Source organism: Legionella antarctica (assembly GCF_011764505.1).
GTDB classification, from domain to species: domain Bacteria; phylum Pseudomonadota; class Gammaproteobacteria; order Legionellales; family Legionellaceae; genus Legionella; species Legionella antarctica.
The window spans coordinates 58,666-73,859 of record NZ_AP022840.1 but is presented as its reverse complement, the minus strand read 5'-3'; the positions used below and the strand labels follow the sequence as shown (position 1 = coordinate 73,859).

Below are 15,194 nucleotides of genomic sequence, written 5' to 3'. Positions count from 1 at the left end.
ATGTTAAGTATGCAGGTAAAGCCTATTAATAATCCTAAGTATTATTTTGCTAAAGAAAACTATTATTTCACGAATCAGCTAACCACTGAATGGGTGGGCTTAAGTGCTGCGCGTCAAAACCTTGTAGGTGAGGTGGATGTTCATGCACTTGAAGCAGTTGTTGGCGGTGTTTTACCAAGCGGTGATGTCATTGGCCTGAAATCCCTTAGCGGTGAAATCAAGCATCGTGGCGGTTATGATTTGACCTTCTCCGCACCTAAATCCGTGTCGTATCTTGCATTAGTCTGTGAGCATAAAGAATTTGTAGATTTGCACTTAAATGCGGTGAAAACCGTATTGAAACTCATTGAGAGGGAAGCAGCCGAGGCACGCAAGTCAGGGAAAGAAGGTATGGAGTATGAAAAGTCTGGAAATTTGTGCTTTGCAACTATTCTGCATGATACCTCAAGAGAACAAGATCCCCAGCTTCATGTGCATGCGTTGTTGATGAATTTTACTGAGCGTCTTGATGGCAAGTGGCGAGCCCTTGCCTCTGATATCAGTCGCAATCACGGCACCATGGAATGGATTATGGATAACCAAATTTTTTTGGGGCTAGTGTATCGCTCTGAAATTGCTGTTGGTTTAAAAAATATGGGGCTGGAAATAGAGCAGACAGGGGACGCTCATGGTTTATTTGAAATCAAACATTTTGATAAGGAACTCCTGACGCAATTGTCCAAACGCCGCGCACAGGTTGAGGAACAAATAAAGGGCATGCACTCTGATTCCTTAAAAGCATATGACAGGGCAACTCTGGACTCCAGGAAGCGCAAAGAAGTAATCGACCCCGAGGTATTACGTGAGCGCTGGAACAAAGAAAGCGAAGCTCTGGGCGTTAATCCATCGACTTATTTAGCTACTTTGAAAGAGCAAACTCGTACTACTCATGCGATAAAGGATAATCAGCCTAAGAGTCAAGAGCTTGGCATGGGTGTGTTTGATGCCATTGCTCACTTAGAAGAAAAAAAACTTAAGTTTACTTATCAGGAACTATTGCAGACAAGCCTCCATTTTTCATTAGGTGAACAGGGTTTTGATGCACTGATTCAACAAATTGATACTGCCCTTAACACACAACAGCTCATTGCTCTTGATACGGAAGATACTTGTTTTACGACGTATAAATTAATTAATAAAGAACAAGCGCTTATTAAAAAAATATCAAACTTTACGCCACAAAAAAATGCCATAGTACGCGATATGAATAAGGTAAAAAAATTAACTGATAATGAATCCATTCAAAAGGGTGTGACACAGGCCTTATTTCATAAAGAGGGGGTTGTTCGAATCAAACAAGAAAGTGCTACATCACGAGAGCTCCTAAGCACTTTAATCGATTATGCCCAAACGTCAAAAAACATTCGAGTACTTAGCCCCTCAGCCCTTTCAGCACTAAGTATTAATCAGGACATGACCAAATCAGCGCCCTCCTTATGGCAATGGATTTTGTCTATTGGAAAGCAGGATTTGTGCGAAACAGTTGCAGGCTTTAATTATCGTCATGAGTCAGACCATAGACTGCCCTTTTTTAAAAGTAAAAAAGAGCGCGAATTACTCATTGTGGATGAGTCACAGCGCCTTTCCCCTGATGAGATGAATACCTTATTATCCATCGCGGATAGACGTGCAGCCAAAGTGGTCTTGCTGGAAAAGTCACAATCCTTGTCCGGCTTTAAATCAGACATCCCAGGCCTTCTTGATAAAGCTCAGGTAAAAACATTTAAAGTTGAAGACAGGCCGTTGCGCACCACCAACATTAATCTCATTGAGGTGCGAGAAAAAGATGCGCGTATTTTAAAAACGGCCACGCTCTATAGCTCCATACCTTTGAACCAGAGAGACAATACACGGGTATTAACCGCATCGAAGTTGGAAGCCAAAGAAGTGAATGATGCGATTCGCAAACAGCTAAAAGAGCAGGGTGAGATTTCATCGGATGAAAAAACCATTAATACCTTGAGCCGACTTTCTCTGACCGACAGTGAGAAAAAATTGGCTAAAAGTTATCAGAAAGATTGGGTATTAATTCAGAATACGCGCAATGAATCTAAAAAATTCACCGTGATTAGTGTCAATGAGAAGGATAATCAGCTCGTGGTGCGTAATCACAAGGGGGGAATCTCACATCTATCCACTAAAAACATCACGCAATCGATGCAGATTTACGAACAAACACCATTATCTGTTGGGATAGGTGATAAATTAGTAGCCACAGGCAGCCTTTCTTTTGAGGGAGTAAAAATAGGGACGCAGTATGAAGTATCTGCGTTCACTCGCCATGGAATTAAGATAAAAAATGGAAAAAACACCATTCACCTACTCACGAGCACCGAAAAACATTTCCCGTTGAACCATGCTTATGCCAAGACCCTGTATGCCAATGATTTTAAGCCAGTTGTTCGAACCATCATTACCCTGCCTGCCTATGCTCTTCGTCAAAACACCCTGTCATTGTTGTCTGAATCAAGTAAAGAAGAGTTGCAGATTATTACTGATGATGTGGACAAGGCCAATCGATACGCACTGAAAACTACCCCTCAAACTTCTGCAATATCCTTGACTTTAGAAGCTGCCAAAACAAATCATGGCGCACACATTATTGATAACGCCACAACCAATGAGCTACTAACAACACTTGAGAACGCCTTAGACCTATTGTCGGGTGAAAAACCAATAAAAAGTGAGGCTGAAAAAGCACTGCAATTTGCTATTGCCCATCTTTCTGAGCGAGAAGCTGCATTCGAAAGGGCAGAAGTACTCGAGGTTGCACTTCACAAGGCTATTGGGAAGTCAGGCTTTAACGAATTGGATAGTGTGTTAGATAGGGTAATAAAAAGCGGTGATTTAATTTCTGGAATGCAGAATTTATTGACCACCAAAGAAGCGGTGGCTTTTGAAGAATCGATTATTAATACAGTTAGGGCAGGAATTAACACGCTTAAACCGTTGATGAGTGGTGATGAGGCACGCAGCCAATTAGAACAGGCGAATCTTACAAAAGGACAAAAAGAAGCCTGTGAGTTAATCACAACTACAGCGGATCAATTCATTATGATTCAGGGCTACGCGGGAACGGGTAAAACAACCATGAATCGAACGGCCATTGATACCATTGAACATGCAAAATCAATGGTACCTGGTGGTATTGATATCGTTGCAGTAGCCCCAACGCACCAGGCGGTGAAGGAAATGAAAGCATTAGGCATCCAGGCACAAACCTTAAAGAGTTTTCTTATTGCAGAAGAACAAGAGCCTACGTTAACCAATAAATCACTACTACTTCTTGATGAATCATCGATGGTATCCAACCGAGATTGCGCAAGCTTAGTCCAAAAAATTAAAGATTCGGGTGCTCGTTGCGCTTTACTGGGAGATATCAATCAACATCAGAGTATTGAGAGCGGAAAACCAAGCAAGATATTGATTCAGGAGGGTAGTATTAGCGTGGCCACTATGGACGAGCTGGTAAGGCAGCAAGTCGTAGGTTATAAAAAAGCCATTGAAACCTTAATTGGTGGGGATACAGACAAGGCTTTAGCTCAATTAGCAGCGCTACCCTTAGTTTCCATTGAACGAAATAAAGAGAACAGTCCTTATCATGAGATTAAATGCTCCGTTATGGAAACAGGTAAAAAGGATGATGAGCACCAACACGAACCCTCAAAACAAGAGGCTAATGAGACTCCTTTGGAGCAATTAAAGCACAATAGCCCCATTGAAATGGCAGTAGGGGACTATTTATCCCGTACCCCTGCTTGTCGTGATAATACCATTGTTATTATTCATGAAAACAAAAAAAGAGAGAGTGCAAACACTCTTATACGTGATGCTCTAATGGAAGAATCCTCTCTGGGCTCTGAAAATAAGTCATTCCCCCGACTATTAAGCACGAATTACACCACCGCAGAACTTTATTATTGTGAAACCTATCGTGACTGTTTAAAAAAAGAGGGCGAGTATTTTTTAAAAAAAGGGGATCACTATTTCAAAGTGGTATCAATAGACGAATCAGCTAAAGTAGTGGTTTTAAATGATACCAAAGGAAATAAAACAGTATTTGTACCTGAAAAAGAAAATAAGGATTGGAAAATCGAATTATTTCAATCAAAGCCAGGAAAAATCTCTGTTGGTGAAAAAATACATTTTAAAAAATCAGATAAAGCTATAGGACGTTTTGCTAATGAACGGGTGCAAGTGACTGATGTAGGGGATGAGTCCTTTACAGTAAAAGACAGCCAAGGCGCCAATCATGTATTACTAAAAAAGGAAATGAAAGATTCACATTGGGATTATAGTTATACGGCCACGAGTTACTCTATTCAGGGGGCTTCATCTCCTTTTGTTATCGGAGTAGCTGAAACCAGAAATGCCAAGGTAAATCATTTACGTTCGTTCTACATCATGGCAACTCGTGGCTCACAGCATGCCATGATTTATACGGATAATTATAATAAATTGCAAAAACAACTTCGTGTCACTCCAGAGAAAACATCTGCATTAGAATCATTAAACCGTCTTAATACTGACAACAAAGCTAAAACACACAAATCCCCATCAATGGCTCCAAATTCATCAGGTTTTAAACTCAAAATCAAGAGCCAGACACCTCAATATGATGCCAATATCGTGTCACAAAATTTATCACACCATGCGGAGCTGGTTATTCAATCGTTGCTTGGAGAGCCTAATCGCGCGCTGTCTTCAAAAACTGAATATCGATATGGCACAAATGGCAGTTTAAGCTTTTGTTTAACTGGGGAAAAAAGAGGAACATGGTTTAATTTTGAAACCATGGAAAAAGGAAATATGCTTCATTTGATTCAAAAAACATTGAATCTAAACTTTAAAGAAAGTCTTGAATATGGTGCAAAATTAACCGGTGATGACTTAAAAGAAAGTATTAAAGCGATGGATAAACAGCCTAATCATTATAATAAGAAACACAATATAAAAGAGGGAAAACAAGACGACTATGGCATGCAATTGGTACGGGAATCCAAACCTATAAAGGGTACGATTGCAGAGACGTATTTAAAGGAAATTAGAGGGATACACAATACTTCTGGTGAAAATCTTCGTTTTCATCCTAATGTATACACCCAGAAATCTGAGGAAATAAAATACAGGCCTGCTTTGCTAAATATTGCACGAGACAAAGATAATAAGATCGTAGCCGTTGAGGCAATATACCTGGATAAAGAGACAGCTAATAAACCTTTAATGAACATAAAAGATAAGAAATCATATGGTTCAAAAGCAGGTGCCGGGGTTATCTTAAATGAAGGTCAGGGAACAGAAAGTGTCACTTATCTCGCGGAAGGGGTGGTCACTGGGTTAAGTATTCGAGATGCCGTACAAAATGAACGCGTTATAGCCTCTCTTGGAAAGGGGGGATTTCTTAATATCCATATGGATTTACTTACTGATAAAGTAGTTCTTTGTCTTGATAATGATGGGAAGCCCATTAAGGAGGACACAGTAATTATTCAAGCCATTGAGCGATTAAAACAGCATGGGAAAACCATAGAGATTGCCATACCAAAATGGGAAAAAGACTTCAATGATGTAAATAAATCCAGTGGAGTACAAGGTGTTATTGATACGCTGAACAAAGCGATTAGTGTCGATAAAATCCTGTTAAATCCTAATAAAATAGATATGAATCAAGACCAAATAAAGAAGTGTCTTGAGACCATTTCTCAGAAGATGAAACTTGAAATTCCAGAGAATAAAAATCAATCCATTGAAAAAATTAAATCGTTACAACGAGAAGAGATGGAGATTTATTAGCTGGTTTTTAATTAAAGAATTAAACTTATTTTGAGATCTTAATGTCATGTTACAAATCAATTAACCACTAAAAATAAGGTTTATTATGCGCGATACCCTGCATGTAATTCTGGCATTTATTTTGGCTGTAGTAGGCACTAATTTTTTATAAAAAAACGGTGCACTGGCTGAATAAAATCAATCGATACTCATGGCTAATCATCGCCTGTTATCTCTCTGGAACTTTATCTATGGAATATTATACCTATCAATCTAGCGTGCATTTCGAAGGGTTTTTTATGACACTACCTTTGGTATTGGCGTTCATCTATTGGTCGCAGAAAAACAATGACCTCTTGCTATTAACTGGTTCAGAAATCAAAAAAACAGATGGATTTAAAATGGATTTATTCCTGATCACCACATCCTTTGTTTTGGCAGGATTATTATCTTTAATGATGGATTTAAAAAATGTGGATCTTAGAGGGGCATGGCCATTTTTGATCTTTTTTATCAGTTTCTATGGATTCCTTTTTTCATTGATTTATTCATTAATCGGGTTGTTTTTCATTGAAAGCCATAAGAAATACACTCTATTTTTTTCATTATTCATAGTGCTCTTTTTCAGCTTATTAAGCTGTTTTCCAAGAAAAATTGACATTTTTAATTTAATGGAAATTGAACTTTTTTATGCAATGCCAATCCTTTTATTATCATTTAATCTGGTTGTCATTTTAGCATTACATTTGAAAAATGGTATATCAAAAAAGAAAAACCCATAGGTTAAAAAGTATCATTGGGCATATTTATTAAGCCCAATTTATAACAAATATGGATATTGTATGACTCCCATAAATATCCTGAAAACTTAATTATTAAGGTAGCCCTCAACGAAATTGTCTACTTTTTTCTTAAGAGCAGCTATATGATCTTCCGCATTTCCTGAGCTATCTGGAAGCTTATTTTTATCATACACACAACGAAAGATATCAGCGCTTATCCCTAGTAGTCTTAAAAGGTGAGTCGTGTGCTGACGATTCAATTCCTCCTCTTTTTCCAGTCGTCTTTTTTCATCCTCACTTAACGATGGATTCTCTTTATTATGAAGGTAAATCTTAATACCTAACTCAATGATTTCTTTCATGGTTTGAGATGATGAATCATGCCCCTCCTCTTTTTTTATTGATTCGAGCTGGTCGATTGTTTTTTGATTTAGATAACAATAAGCCTTGGGCATAACATCCTCTTTTTAAGTTCATGATGTACGTTCACTACATCGGTTTTAACTGGGCTTTAAACTATTCTATCATTTTATTATAGGTGTCGAATAGGTGTGTTATGAGGTAAATATGATGTTTATTTACTTTAAAATAGGTGTGGATTGGGTGTTGATATTTTATAACCTATTGATTATAATTAAAGAGTGGATGCACACCTATTGGCTGTAGAGGTGTTAGATAAAAATAAAATGCAAAATTATAGGTAACTCTATGAAAAATATATGAATTGTTGTAGGCAATGACCATTGCGAGGGGTGTGTTACTTCTTTTAAATTACTACTCTTTTCTTGTTGTACGGCATTGGCTTTCTATTTCATATTTTATAGGGTTCATTTATTTAAATAGCGCATTGAAATTGCGTGCCTGTGATTGATTTACCTATTTATTTCTACGCGGATATTATTTGCTATATACTTAATTTGACACCTAATTAATAAGGACATTGGAACATGAATATAATTAAAATAATCTTGAAAAGAATTGCTAAAATCATTCATTTCAAACCAGCAACCGAAGAAGAAAAAATAGAATATGCTAAAAGACAACGTGCTTTAAATACCTATCATAAATCACATGACACAACCATTAATCCTGCAAGTGGCCTTCCAATGATTGGTTGTCTTGATGTAAATGGCAATTCATTTGGCTCCAATAGTTCTTCTGATTATTACCGCAGAAATCATGATGATAGTTATCGAAGCTCCTCATCTACAAGTTACAGTAGTAGTTACGATCCATTTTCTAATCGATATTAACAAAATAAATTGTACCCCGGTAATTTCGTTTTTGGTTAAAACGATTTAATTAGGTTTACGGTATCTATTTTAATTATAGAGCTAACACTATAAGATAATTTTATGTGGTACGTTGTTAAAAATAATGTGATAGAAATTCGTGTTTTTGCTAAAACTAATGCAAGTAAATCTTCTGTCATTTCTTTTACAGATTCATCAATGATGATTGCACTAAATGCGCGAGCAAAAGATGGGGAAGCAAATAAGGAATTAATTAAATTTTTGTCTCATCATATTGGAATTCCAAAGTCATCTATTATGCTTATTCAGGGTGATAGATGCCAATACAAAAAATTAAGTATTCCTTTAAATGATGTAACCAAAAAATTCATTTATCAATAATCTCGTCGGAGATTCCCCGATCTAAAATTTGAAATTTTGTATCAGAGGGTAGGTATTGAAGATCTAGAGAAAATAATAGTTATTAACGATATAGTATCTGTTTCAAGTTTTTATGAAATGATTCATTTCTATCATTAAATAACTACCTTTTAGTGATAAATATAACCGAATTTGATATGCTGCTTATGTTAATCATTGGAGAATTTAAATGGCTTTAATCAACGCTAAAAAAATTGACGATAAAGAAAAAATTAAGCTTGAGATTAATAAAGAAATCTATGCGGAAATTCAGAAATATTGCGCATGGGCTGGAATTAATGAAATGGATCATTTTTTTGAAGAAGCGGCTTCTTTTATTTTTTCTAAAGACAAAGATTGGAAGAACTATGAACGATCAATTGAACCAAAAAAAACTAATGAATCGGTGTAACCATTATGTATAATCCAAATGAGGCAAATAAAACATACATTAATTTATTAAAAGAGAAGGGTATGGTTGCGGGTATAAAAAGTGCCTTACTTGTAATAACCATTTATTTTTTTAATAAGTTAGTTGCTCAACAAGACACATCCCTTTTAAATATAACTTTTGTGTATTTTTTCTTTTGTATTTATTTCTCTTTTAGATCTAAATTCGTTCGTTTTTTACGTGGTCACTTACGTGGTAAAGAATTTAGGAATAAATCAGATTAATAAAAACAAATGAATTTCTATGGCCATAAATTTATGACAGGATCACTAACTCTGTATTTCTACTAGGCAGCAACTCGATCATTAATAACCAGAGAAACAGACACATGGGCTTTTGCCAACATATTCACTAACATATCAATAGTGAATTTTTGAATGAGACCTCGTTTTAAATCGCTAATCCTCGGCTGGGACACACCCAGCATTTTTGCAGCCATGGCTTGGGTTAAATGATGTTCTTTAATATAAAGCTCTATAGCACGCATCAAAGAAGCTCGAATTTTTAAATTCTCGGCTTCCGTACTATCAAAACCTAAATCATCAAAGATACTTCCTTTTGTTTCATGAGTAGTCATTTTATACCTCGCTCTTGTATTGAGCTATTTCTTTAAATCGCTTTTTCGCCAGTTCAAGATCTTTCTGGCTCGTTTTCTGGGTCTTTTTAATAAATGCATGCAAAATATAAATGCCGTCTGCAAATTGGGCGGCATAAATCACACGATACTCATTTTCAACATGAATTCGTATTTCTTTAACACCCTTGCCGATGGAAGCCATTGGCTTCCAATCTGCCGGCTCTAAACCACGTTGCACTCTATCCAGATTATATCCGGCTACTTGTTTTGCCTGTTTAGAGAACTCCAGCAGTTCATCGTAACTAGAGCCTAGCCATATTATTCTTTTCATAGTTAATTATATAAAATTTTATATAAAAATGCAAACCGATCAATCACTATTGCACCTCAATTAGTGTTTTAAGTGAGTAGCCACACAAGCAAACAAAAGCAGAATCTATTTCATTTTGATACGGACTGTTTCTATAGAGTTCCGTCAGATAATGTGATTGTTTGTCGCTATTTTCCTCATCCTCACCCATCACTTGAACAACGTATTCTATTAAATTCATAAAATATCTTTTAAATTAACCTTAATCGGTAGAGCCTCAACACGACAGGCTCTGCCATCTACTTACGTTTTGATTAACCTTGGGTTAACTCCCAGTCTCCAAAATACCCATCAGATGTTTGTAATAGCTCCTCTCGAAAGCTCATAACCAAGGCGCAATCCCCAAATAAATCCCACCCCGTTTGCTTTTGTGCAAGATAAAGATGTTGCTCATTTTCAAAGTGAACATACAGCTCACCATATGTGCCAGTTAAACTAGTAATTTCGTTAATCGTTGGACCATCAAAACCCCAATCTTGCAAATATTCATCGGGTGTTGTTCTGCCATGGAATAAATGTAATTGCATTTTATCTCTCTCTAATTTTGTTTATCGCTACAAAACATCCCACAACAAAAAATCACTGTGCTGTGGGAGATGCATTTAATCAATTGCTGCAAAGATTTGTCTAAATTCGGGGTGTTGTCTGGCAAAATCTAATAGAGAGTAATATTTATCGATTAGTTCCTCTGATTCGGTTAGCCATGCGAGGTTATTAAGAGCATACGTTGTTGCAATAATCCCTGCGGCATCGCACGATACGCTCCCCTCATAGCCATTACCATGAACAAAGATAGTGAATGACTCGCTTGAATGAGGTGCCATATAAAAACCATTGTTACCCAGCTCGAAAAAATCCCAATATCCACCATTATAGTTACCGCAAATAGTGTCCATGACACGGTATACTGAGGATTCAAAGCTTAAGTATTCTTTGTTTAAATGTTTGGGGAGAAAAGCCAGTCGTTGTTCGTCTGAAACTAATTGAGATTGAATGAGGAATTGTTGTCTTGCAGTTTTCATTTGAAGCTCCTTATTTTTCTATTATGTTCCTAAGTGAACAAGTACAGTATCTCAAAATACCTCGATAAAGTCAATAAAAAACATCTATTTTTATGACGTTTAACAGTAATTATTTTAATTGGGACATTTGATGCCTAAGTGATAATGCATCATTTTTTTCTTATACCTCTGTTTCTCAAAGGCATGAGTAAAGTCCAGAAAAAGAAAACAAACTCTAACTATAATTTTTTTAATCATCACAATGTCCTTATCAATTAATTAACTGCCAGAAGAGGCATAGCCTCTGCTGGTGGAATGGAATGTTTACGCATACGATGAGTAATTAAGCGCCTCACCAGACCAAATATAAGCCCCATGCCCATCAATTCTGACCGAGCCCTCTGTACTAATTCTTTTTTTAAACGGATCACTTACAAAATGAGAGGGAATTGGCTTTGTTTTACCACTAAGACCGTATTGACCTGGAACACAGGACTGGCTTATTTCCCGCAATTCCAAAGTGGTTTTGCCAATAAGCCTGGTAACTTCATAAAAATCAATATTTGTTTGCTCGTAGCCCCAGCTTGTATAAAGGATTGAGCCTATTTGAAGGGAGTGGTTATTCATGTTATTTCCTTATTGTTATCGGTTATGTTCCTAAGTGAACAGAGTTATTATTGCAAAATTCTTAAATTATGTCAATATAAAACATCTATTAAATAGATGTTTTACTAATTTAGTTATTGATGACATTTGCCAATTATATACCGCATACCATCACTTCAATATTAATCAGGTTATGCCCCCTCGAAGAGGGCTTATCATCACGCAAGTTGTGCCTGAGCAGCTCCAGAAAACGCTACGCTTCCGTATTTGTCACGAATAGCGTTCATTGAGTATTTGCCAGAAGAACGGGATCGCTTCACATCAGAAGGTCTGAAGTACCAGCACTCTTTTTTAGGTGCCCATTTAAAACCAGCGGCTTTCAATACTTCCTTGTGAGTCCTTGTATCACCACTAACCCAAACCCATGCGCCACATATCTCAATGATTAAATGCAATCCACTGATTTGATTCAATGCATTGGCTACCTCGTCACCGTATTGAGCCGCATCCTCCCCAACACATGCCTGACCATCAAACGCTTTTAATACTGCATAGGCCACATTAACCATCTTCATGATTTCAAGGCCAGCGGGGTTTCTATCAGGATGAAATTTAGCACAGGCTTTTTTGTATGCTTTTTTAATGTCGTCTTGTGAAATTTGGCCAGAAAGGCCTAGAACTTTAAGGGCGTCGTATTGATTCATGGGTTACTCCTTTTGTTTTCTTTTATGTTCCAAGTGAACAATTACATTATGACAAACCAATCGTTAAATGTCAACAAATAACATCTATTTAAAAGATGTATTTTTTACTTGTAAAGTGTTGACTTGTTGCTTGCTACTGCTAAAATAGAAAGGGTCACTAAGGACAATAATAGAAAACAGGAACGACAACATGATTACTATAAACCAAACGAACGTACCTCTTGATCTTGATGTATCACTAAACGATTTATTTAGCGCGATAAGACAACATCAATCGTATAAGAGAACTCAGGATATTACATACTCCTACCGAGATGTATTAACCATTAAGGAACACATAGGAATACCACTTGGTCTTGATAAATTGATTTATTACCCAAACCTGTGCAAGGCACTAAGAACATTAAAACAACTGTTCTATGAAGTTGAATTATCTTTGCGTGATATTCCAACTCTTAATGAGAAAGGACTAGTCGCCATCAACAAAACCATTAGCACGATACAAGAGCAATTAAACGATGATCGCAACAAAAAATCAAAGCTTGATGCTCAATTTAATAACCTTATTTACCTACATGGCCAAAACACAACTACTCCTATATTACGAGATTTTAAACCCTATTATACAATGCGGCGTGCAACCTATAATCATCGCCCTCCTTTATCTAAGAAACTCAATATTTCAGGTATCAATTACTACCTTGATTATCAGGGAAAACGATTTGGAGCCATGCACAGCCTTTATCATCTGAGCGAACATCATCTTTTGGGTGCTTATTATGAAGCCACAAAAAAGGATGAAACTGCCATAAAAAAAGTGCTGGAAACAGACTGTATTGGAGGCTTTATCAATACGCCTGTTTTTGCATTTCGAGTCAAGAGCAACTACAAACAGGCTGGCAAAAAATACTATGTCGATCTGGCGACTAATGCCACCTACAGCCGTATGAGCGATGCAAAAAGTACCGCATCGAATTATTACATCAATCCACAACTTACCCTGCTTGAGAGAGTAAAATGAAAAAATTATTACGACTTGAGATTAAACAAAATTTACGTAGATCCCCTCGGGTTTACGTAAAATCAATCGATTTAAAAACTATTTATGGCTCTTTTCATGTTGATGCCCCTGATGGTTTTGAAGGATGGGGATTACTGTCTTCTGAGCAAACCATTGAGCTGAAACAATTCATGCAAAACCTTACTGCCATTTATCAGCATTTAAACCCTTCACCTGCAAACACACTGACAGACTTTCGTTTTCGCCTTCCTTATGAATTCCTTGATACTTTAGAACAAATTGAAATCCTCTGTCATAAAGAAAAAGTGGAACTCAATGTGTTTGATTCGATGATTACCAGCATGATCCAGCAAATTAAAATAGCTACCAGTAAACTCTCTGGGCATGCCAAAGAACACGCACTTTCCTTGTTAGATCGCGCCAATCTTGCTGAATATAAAAAAATTGATTTTAGTTCTCAAATCAAAGCAATATTTGCAGAGCTGCAAGCCATTCACAACCGTTCTGAAAAACTACACCTTAAAGCTAAGGATTTATATAATAAAGACAAAAGTTATTCTCCCCTTGCAATTAAAGGGATGGCTGAGGGTGAAACTACCCCTTCAAAGTGGTTGGTGTCTTGTGCTATCGATATTTTAATGGATGAACGAAGCGAGCCTCTTGATTCCATGCTGTCTAGTGACGATCTTTTTATGCTTTGGGCAAGGCCTTTGCTGAAAGAAGAGTTCTCAAAAGAAGCACTTATTAGTAAAGCGCAAAAGCTAGAGAAAAATAAGCCTCTTATTGATAGAATTGCACAATTTATCCAATAAACTAAACAAATATTAATGCTCTATCTGAGGACTTTGACTGTTATGGGCTATTTAAAATTAAAAATTACTTTGTTTTTCTCTGCATTAATGCTTGTTCAAAGCTTAATCGGATATGCTTTGTATCAACAAATTAAAGACGATGATCAATTGATCATTGCAGCTATCCAGGCAATATCAATTATATAAAAAAACTATGCTTGGATCAGGATATGGGTACTCTTTAAAAGTGACAAAGAAATAGCACCAAGAAATATCTTACAAAATAAACAGCATACTGGCTAATGTCTTAATAGAGAAGAAAGACTATACTGAATTTGTTTGGTGCAGCTGGAATGTTGACAGGATGTTCAGACACTAGCGAGTTCAAGGATGAACTCAAATCAATGGCGTTTACAGCTGCACACAGGCACAATAATTCACCTCATCTATCATCTTAATTTTTATAATAAGCTGATACTGGGCTACCCAACTAACCCTTTAGCCTTATCCCAGATATGCATCAACTCATCAAAGGGTAAACCCTCAAGGTTTATCAGTTCACGTTCCTCAGCAATCAGTTTAACCGCTCGTAATCGTCTTTCGAATTTAGTTAATGACTGTCCAAGGGTTACTTTAGGACTTAATTTACAAAAAATACACAGCGAAAACACGGCGTGGAGTAAATCGCCAATTTCTTCTTGTAAAGCGATTTGATTCGCCTTAGAAGAGCCATGTTCCAGGTGCTCTTTGATTTCATCACACTCACTGTAAATTTGATTCATGATTTGGTCTGCACTTTGCCACTTGAACCCAAATTGGGAGGCTTCTTCCTCCAGAGCACTAATTTTATTTAAAAGTTCCATGTTCAACCTAAAGGTGATTTGATGAGTGTCATAAATTTTGTCAAACTACTACCATGAAGCCTACATCACAAATTGATAACTAAAGCTGATTTTACAACGGTTAGGGTCTGCGCGTAAAATAGCTGATTACTTCTCTTTAATAATAAGCATTTAATGTCCAGTGCAAACACAGAACAGTCGAGATTATCGTCCCAGAAAAAAAATCAATCGAGCACTTGGAATCATCCTGTTCCACTAACTCATGTGTTAAACAATGAAACCCCCTACCCATTCGATGCGTTACCCAATATTCTGCAACAAGTGGTCAATGCCTATCAAAATTATGGTCAACAACCTTTGCCCCTAGTGGTAAGTGGCGCCTTAGCTAATCTGTCTCTGGCCTGCCAAACCCTTGCCAATGTAGCCCGTGACAACTATCTGGTTAGCCCTGTGTCACTTTATTTTCTGGTTATTGCAAGCTCAGGGGAACGCAAAAGTGCTGCTGATAATGTGTTTTCTAAAGCCATTCGTCAATGGGAAGCAACTATTGTCATGGGTCACGATTACTAGCCCACCCTCTGGCCAC

The 15,194-nt window shown here is 37.0% G+C and carries 18 protein-coding genes; 10 read left to right on the top strand and 8 right to left on the bottom strand.

The genetic code is table 11. The annotated features are described in order from the left end of the window. The gene (traI, locus tag HRS36_RS17995) at window positions 1–5,832 is read left to right on the top strand and encodes a conjugative transfer relaxase/helicase TraI (RefSeq protein ID WP_173238635.1); all 5,832 of its coding nucleotides are present in this window, start codon (window positions 1–3) and stop codon (window positions 5,830–5,832) included. A gap of 278 nt (window positions 5,833–6,110) precedes the next feature. Continuing rightward, window positions 6,111–6,593, top strand: a complete 483-nt coding sequence (locus tag HRS36_RS17990) for a hypothetical protein (RefSeq protein WP_173238634.1) — start codon at window positions 6,111–6,113, stop codon at window positions 6,591–6,593. Between the two features lie 86 nt (window positions 6,594–6,679). Here the strand turns inward: HRS36_RS17990 and HRS36_RS17985 are convergent, their stop codons facing one another. Further along, window positions 6,680–7,048 (bottom strand): hypothetical protein, encoded by a 369-nt coding sequence (locus tag HRS36_RS17985; protein WP_173238633.1) that lies wholly within the window; start codon window positions 7,046–7,048, stop codon window positions 6,680–6,682. 492 nt (window positions 7,049–7,540) lie between these two features. Here HRS36_RS17985 and HRS36_RS17980 point away from each other — a divergent pair, with 492 nt between their 5' ends. The 4 genes from HRS36_RS17980 (at window position 7,541) to HRS36_RS17965 (ending at window position 8,920) form a co-directional block, all read left to right on the top strand. Next, window positions 7,541–7,846, top strand: coding sequence for a hypothetical protein (locus HRS36_RS17980; RefSeq protein ID WP_173238632.1), 306 nt, complete (start codon window positions 7,541–7,543; stop codon window positions 7,844–7,846). A gap of 102 nt (window positions 7,847–7,948) precedes the next feature. After that, window positions 7,949–8,227, top strand: a complete 279-nt coding sequence (locus tag HRS36_RS17975; RefSeq protein WP_173238631.1) for a DUF167 domain-containing protein — start codon at window positions 7,949–7,951, stop codon at window positions 8,225–8,227. A 208-nt stretch (window positions 8,228–8,435) separates the two neighbouring features. Continuing rightward, window positions 8,436–8,657, top strand: a complete 222-nt coding sequence (locus HRS36_RS17970) for a hypothetical protein (RefSeq protein WP_173238630.1) — start codon at window positions 8,436–8,438, stop codon at window positions 8,655–8,657. Window positions 8,658–8,662: 5 nt separating this feature from the next. Then, the gene (locus HRS36_RS17965) at window positions 8,663–8,920 is read left to right on the top strand and encodes a hypothetical protein (protein WP_173238629.1); all 258 of its coding nucleotides are present in this window, start codon (window positions 8,663–8,665) and stop codon (window positions 8,918–8,920) included. Between the two features lie 62 nt (window positions 8,921–8,982). Here the strand turns inward: HRS36_RS17965 and HRS36_RS17960 are convergent, their stop codons facing one another. The 6 genes from HRS36_RS17960 to HRS36_RS17935 form a co-directional block, all read right to left on the bottom strand. Next, complete coding sequence (locus HRS36_RS17960) at window positions 8,983–9,273, bottom strand: helix-turn-helix domain-containing protein (RefSeq protein WP_173238628.1); 291 nt, start codon at window positions 9,271–9,273, stop codon at window positions 8,983–8,985. 1 nt (window position 9,274) lies between these two features. Next, window positions 9,275–9,604: a type II toxin-antitoxin system RelE/ParE family toxin gene (locus HRS36_RS17955; protein WP_173238627.1), complete on the bottom strand. Its 330-nt coding sequence runs from the start codon at window positions 9,602–9,604 to the stop codon at window positions 9,275–9,277. Window positions 9,605–9,897: 293 nt separating this feature from the next. After that, on the bottom strand, window positions 9,898–10,170 hold the full coding sequence (locus HRS36_RS17950) for a hypothetical protein (RefSeq protein WP_173238626.1): 273 nt from the start codon (window positions 10,168–10,170) through the stop codon (window positions 9,898–9,900). 75 nt (window positions 10,171–10,245) lie between these two features. Beyond that, the gene (locus HRS36_RS17945) at window positions 10,246–10,665 is read right to left on the bottom strand and encodes an antirestriction protein (protein WP_173238625.1); all 420 of its coding nucleotides are present in this window, start codon (window positions 10,663–10,665) and stop codon (window positions 10,246–10,248) included. A 303-nt stretch (window positions 10,666–10,968) separates the two neighbouring features. After that, complete coding sequence (locus HRS36_RS17940; protein WP_173238624.1) at window positions 10,969–11,271, bottom strand: hypothetical protein; 303 nt, start codon at window positions 11,269–11,271, stop codon at window positions 10,969–10,971. 197 nt (window positions 11,272–11,468) lie between these two features. Next, window positions 11,469–11,954 (bottom strand): DnaJ domain-containing protein, encoded by a 486-nt coding sequence (locus HRS36_RS17935; protein ID WP_173238623.1) that lies wholly within the window; start codon window positions 11,952–11,954, stop codon window positions 11,469–11,471. Between the two features lie 190 nt (window positions 11,955–12,144). Between HRS36_RS17935 and HRS36_RS17930 the strand changes: the two genes are divergently transcribed. Genes HRS36_RS17930 through HRS36_RS17920 form a run of 3 tightly spaced genes read left to right on the top strand, consistent with a single transcriptional unit; the run spans window position 12,145 to window position 13,973 of the window. Then, window positions 12,145–12,975 carry a hypothetical protein gene (locus tag HRS36_RS17930; protein WP_173238622.1) on the top strand — a complete coding sequence of 277 codons (831 nt, stop codon included), beginning with the start codon at window positions 12,145–12,147 and terminating at the stop codon, window positions 12,973–12,975. After that, window positions 12,972–13,787 (top strand): hypothetical protein, encoded by an 816-nt coding sequence (locus tag HRS36_RS17925; protein WP_173238621.1) that lies wholly within the window; start codon window positions 12,972–12,974, stop codon window positions 13,785–13,787. Before HRS36_RS17930 ends, HRS36_RS17925 begins: the two co-directional genes overlap by 4 nt. Before the next feature lie 42 nt (window positions 13,788–13,829). After that, on the top strand, window positions 13,830–13,973 hold the full coding sequence (locus tag HRS36_RS17920) for a hypothetical protein (protein WP_226905667.1): 144 nt from the start codon (window positions 13,830–13,832) through the stop codon (window positions 13,971–13,973). A 275-nt stretch (window positions 13,974–14,248) separates the two neighbouring features. On the opposite strand, the gene HRS36_RS17915 is transcribed toward HRS36_RS17920, so the two are convergent. Continuing rightward, the gene (locus tag HRS36_RS17915) at window positions 14,249–14,629 is read right to left on the bottom strand and encodes a MazG nucleotide pyrophosphohydrolase domain-containing protein (RefSeq protein WP_173238619.1); all 381 of its coding nucleotides are present in this window, start codon (window positions 14,627–14,629) and stop codon (window positions 14,249–14,251) included. A gap of 153 nt (window positions 14,630–14,782) precedes the next feature. Here HRS36_RS17915 and HRS36_RS17910 point away from each other — a divergent pair, with 153 nt between their 5' ends. Beyond that, the gene (locus HRS36_RS17910; RefSeq protein WP_173238618.1) at window positions 14,783–15,178 is read left to right on the top strand and encodes a DUF3987 domain-containing protein; all 396 of its coding nucleotides are present in this window, start codon (window positions 14,783–14,785) and stop codon (window positions 15,176–15,178) included. The last annotated feature ends 16 nt before the right edge of the window (window positions 15,179–15,194 follow it).

What these genes read in the sequence shown, in the direction of transcription:
- traI (WP_173238635.1), top strand. Translation starts at nt 1, where the DNA reads ATGTTAAGTATGCAGGTAAAGCCTATTAATAATCCTAAGTATTATTTT.
- HRS36_RS17990 (WP_173238634.1), top strand. Translation starts at nt 6,111, where the DNA reads ATGACACTACCTTTGGTATTGGCGTTCATCTATTGGTCGCAGAAAAAC.
- HRS36_RS17985 (WP_173238633.1), bottom strand. Translation starts at nt 7,048, where the DNA reads ATGCCCAAGGCTTATTGTTATCTAAATCAAAAAACAATCGACCAGCTC.
- HRS36_RS17980 (WP_173238632.1), top strand. Translation starts at nt 7,541, where the DNA reads ATGAATATAATTAAAATAATCTTGAAAAGAATTGCTAAAATCATTCAT.
- HRS36_RS17975 (WP_173238631.1), top strand. Translation starts at nt 7,949, where the DNA reads ATGTGGTACGTTGTTAAAAATAATGTGATAGAAATTCGTGTTTTTGCT.
- HRS36_RS17970 (WP_173238630.1), top strand. Translation starts at nt 8,436, where the DNA reads ATGGCTTTAATCAACGCTAAAAAAATTGACGATAAAGAAAAAATTAAG.
- HRS36_RS17965 (WP_173238629.1), top strand. Translation starts at nt 8,663, where the DNA reads ATGTATAATCCAAATGAGGCAAATAAAACATACATTAATTTATTAAAA.
- HRS36_RS17960 (WP_173238628.1), bottom strand. Translation starts at nt 9,273, where the DNA reads ATGACTACTCATGAAACAAAAGGAAGTATCTTTGATGATTTAGGTTTT.
- HRS36_RS17955 (WP_173238627.1), bottom strand. Translation starts at nt 9,604, where the DNA reads ATGAAAAGAATAATATGGCTAGGCTCTAGTTACGATGAACTGCTGGAG.
- HRS36_RS17950 (WP_173238626.1), bottom strand. Translation starts at nt 10,170, where the DNA reads ATGCAATTACATTTATTCCATGGCAGAACAACACCCGATGAATATTTG.
- HRS36_RS17945 (WP_173238625.1), bottom strand. Translation starts at nt 10,665, where the DNA reads ATGAAAACTGCAAGACAACAATTCCTCATTCAATCTCAATTAGTTTCA.
- HRS36_RS17940 (WP_173238624.1), bottom strand. Translation starts at nt 11,271, where the DNA reads ATGAATAACCACTCCCTTCAAATAGGCTCAATCCTTTATACAAGCTGG.
- HRS36_RS17935 (WP_173238623.1), bottom strand. Translation starts at nt 11,954, where the DNA reads ATGAATCAATACGACGCCCTTAAAGTTCTAGGCCTTTCTGGCCAAATT.
- HRS36_RS17930 (WP_173238622.1), top strand. Translation starts at nt 12,145, where the DNA reads ATGATTACTATAAACCAAACGAACGTACCTCTTGATCTTGATGTATCA.
- HRS36_RS17925 (WP_173238621.1), top strand. Translation starts at nt 12,972, where the DNA reads ATGAAAAAATTATTACGACTTGAGATTAAACAAAATTTACGTAGATCC.
- HRS36_RS17920 (WP_226905667.1), top strand. Translation starts at nt 13,830, where the DNA reads ATGGGCTATTTAAAATTAAAAATTACTTTGTTTTTCTCTGCATTAATG.
- HRS36_RS17915 (WP_173238619.1), bottom strand. Translation starts at nt 14,629, where the DNA reads ATGGAACTTTTAAATAAAATTAGTGCTCTGGAGGAAGAAGCCTCCCAA.
- HRS36_RS17910 (WP_173238618.1), top strand. Translation starts at nt 14,783, where the DNA reads ATGTCCAGTGCAAACACAGAACAGTCGAGATTATCGTCCCAGAAAAAA.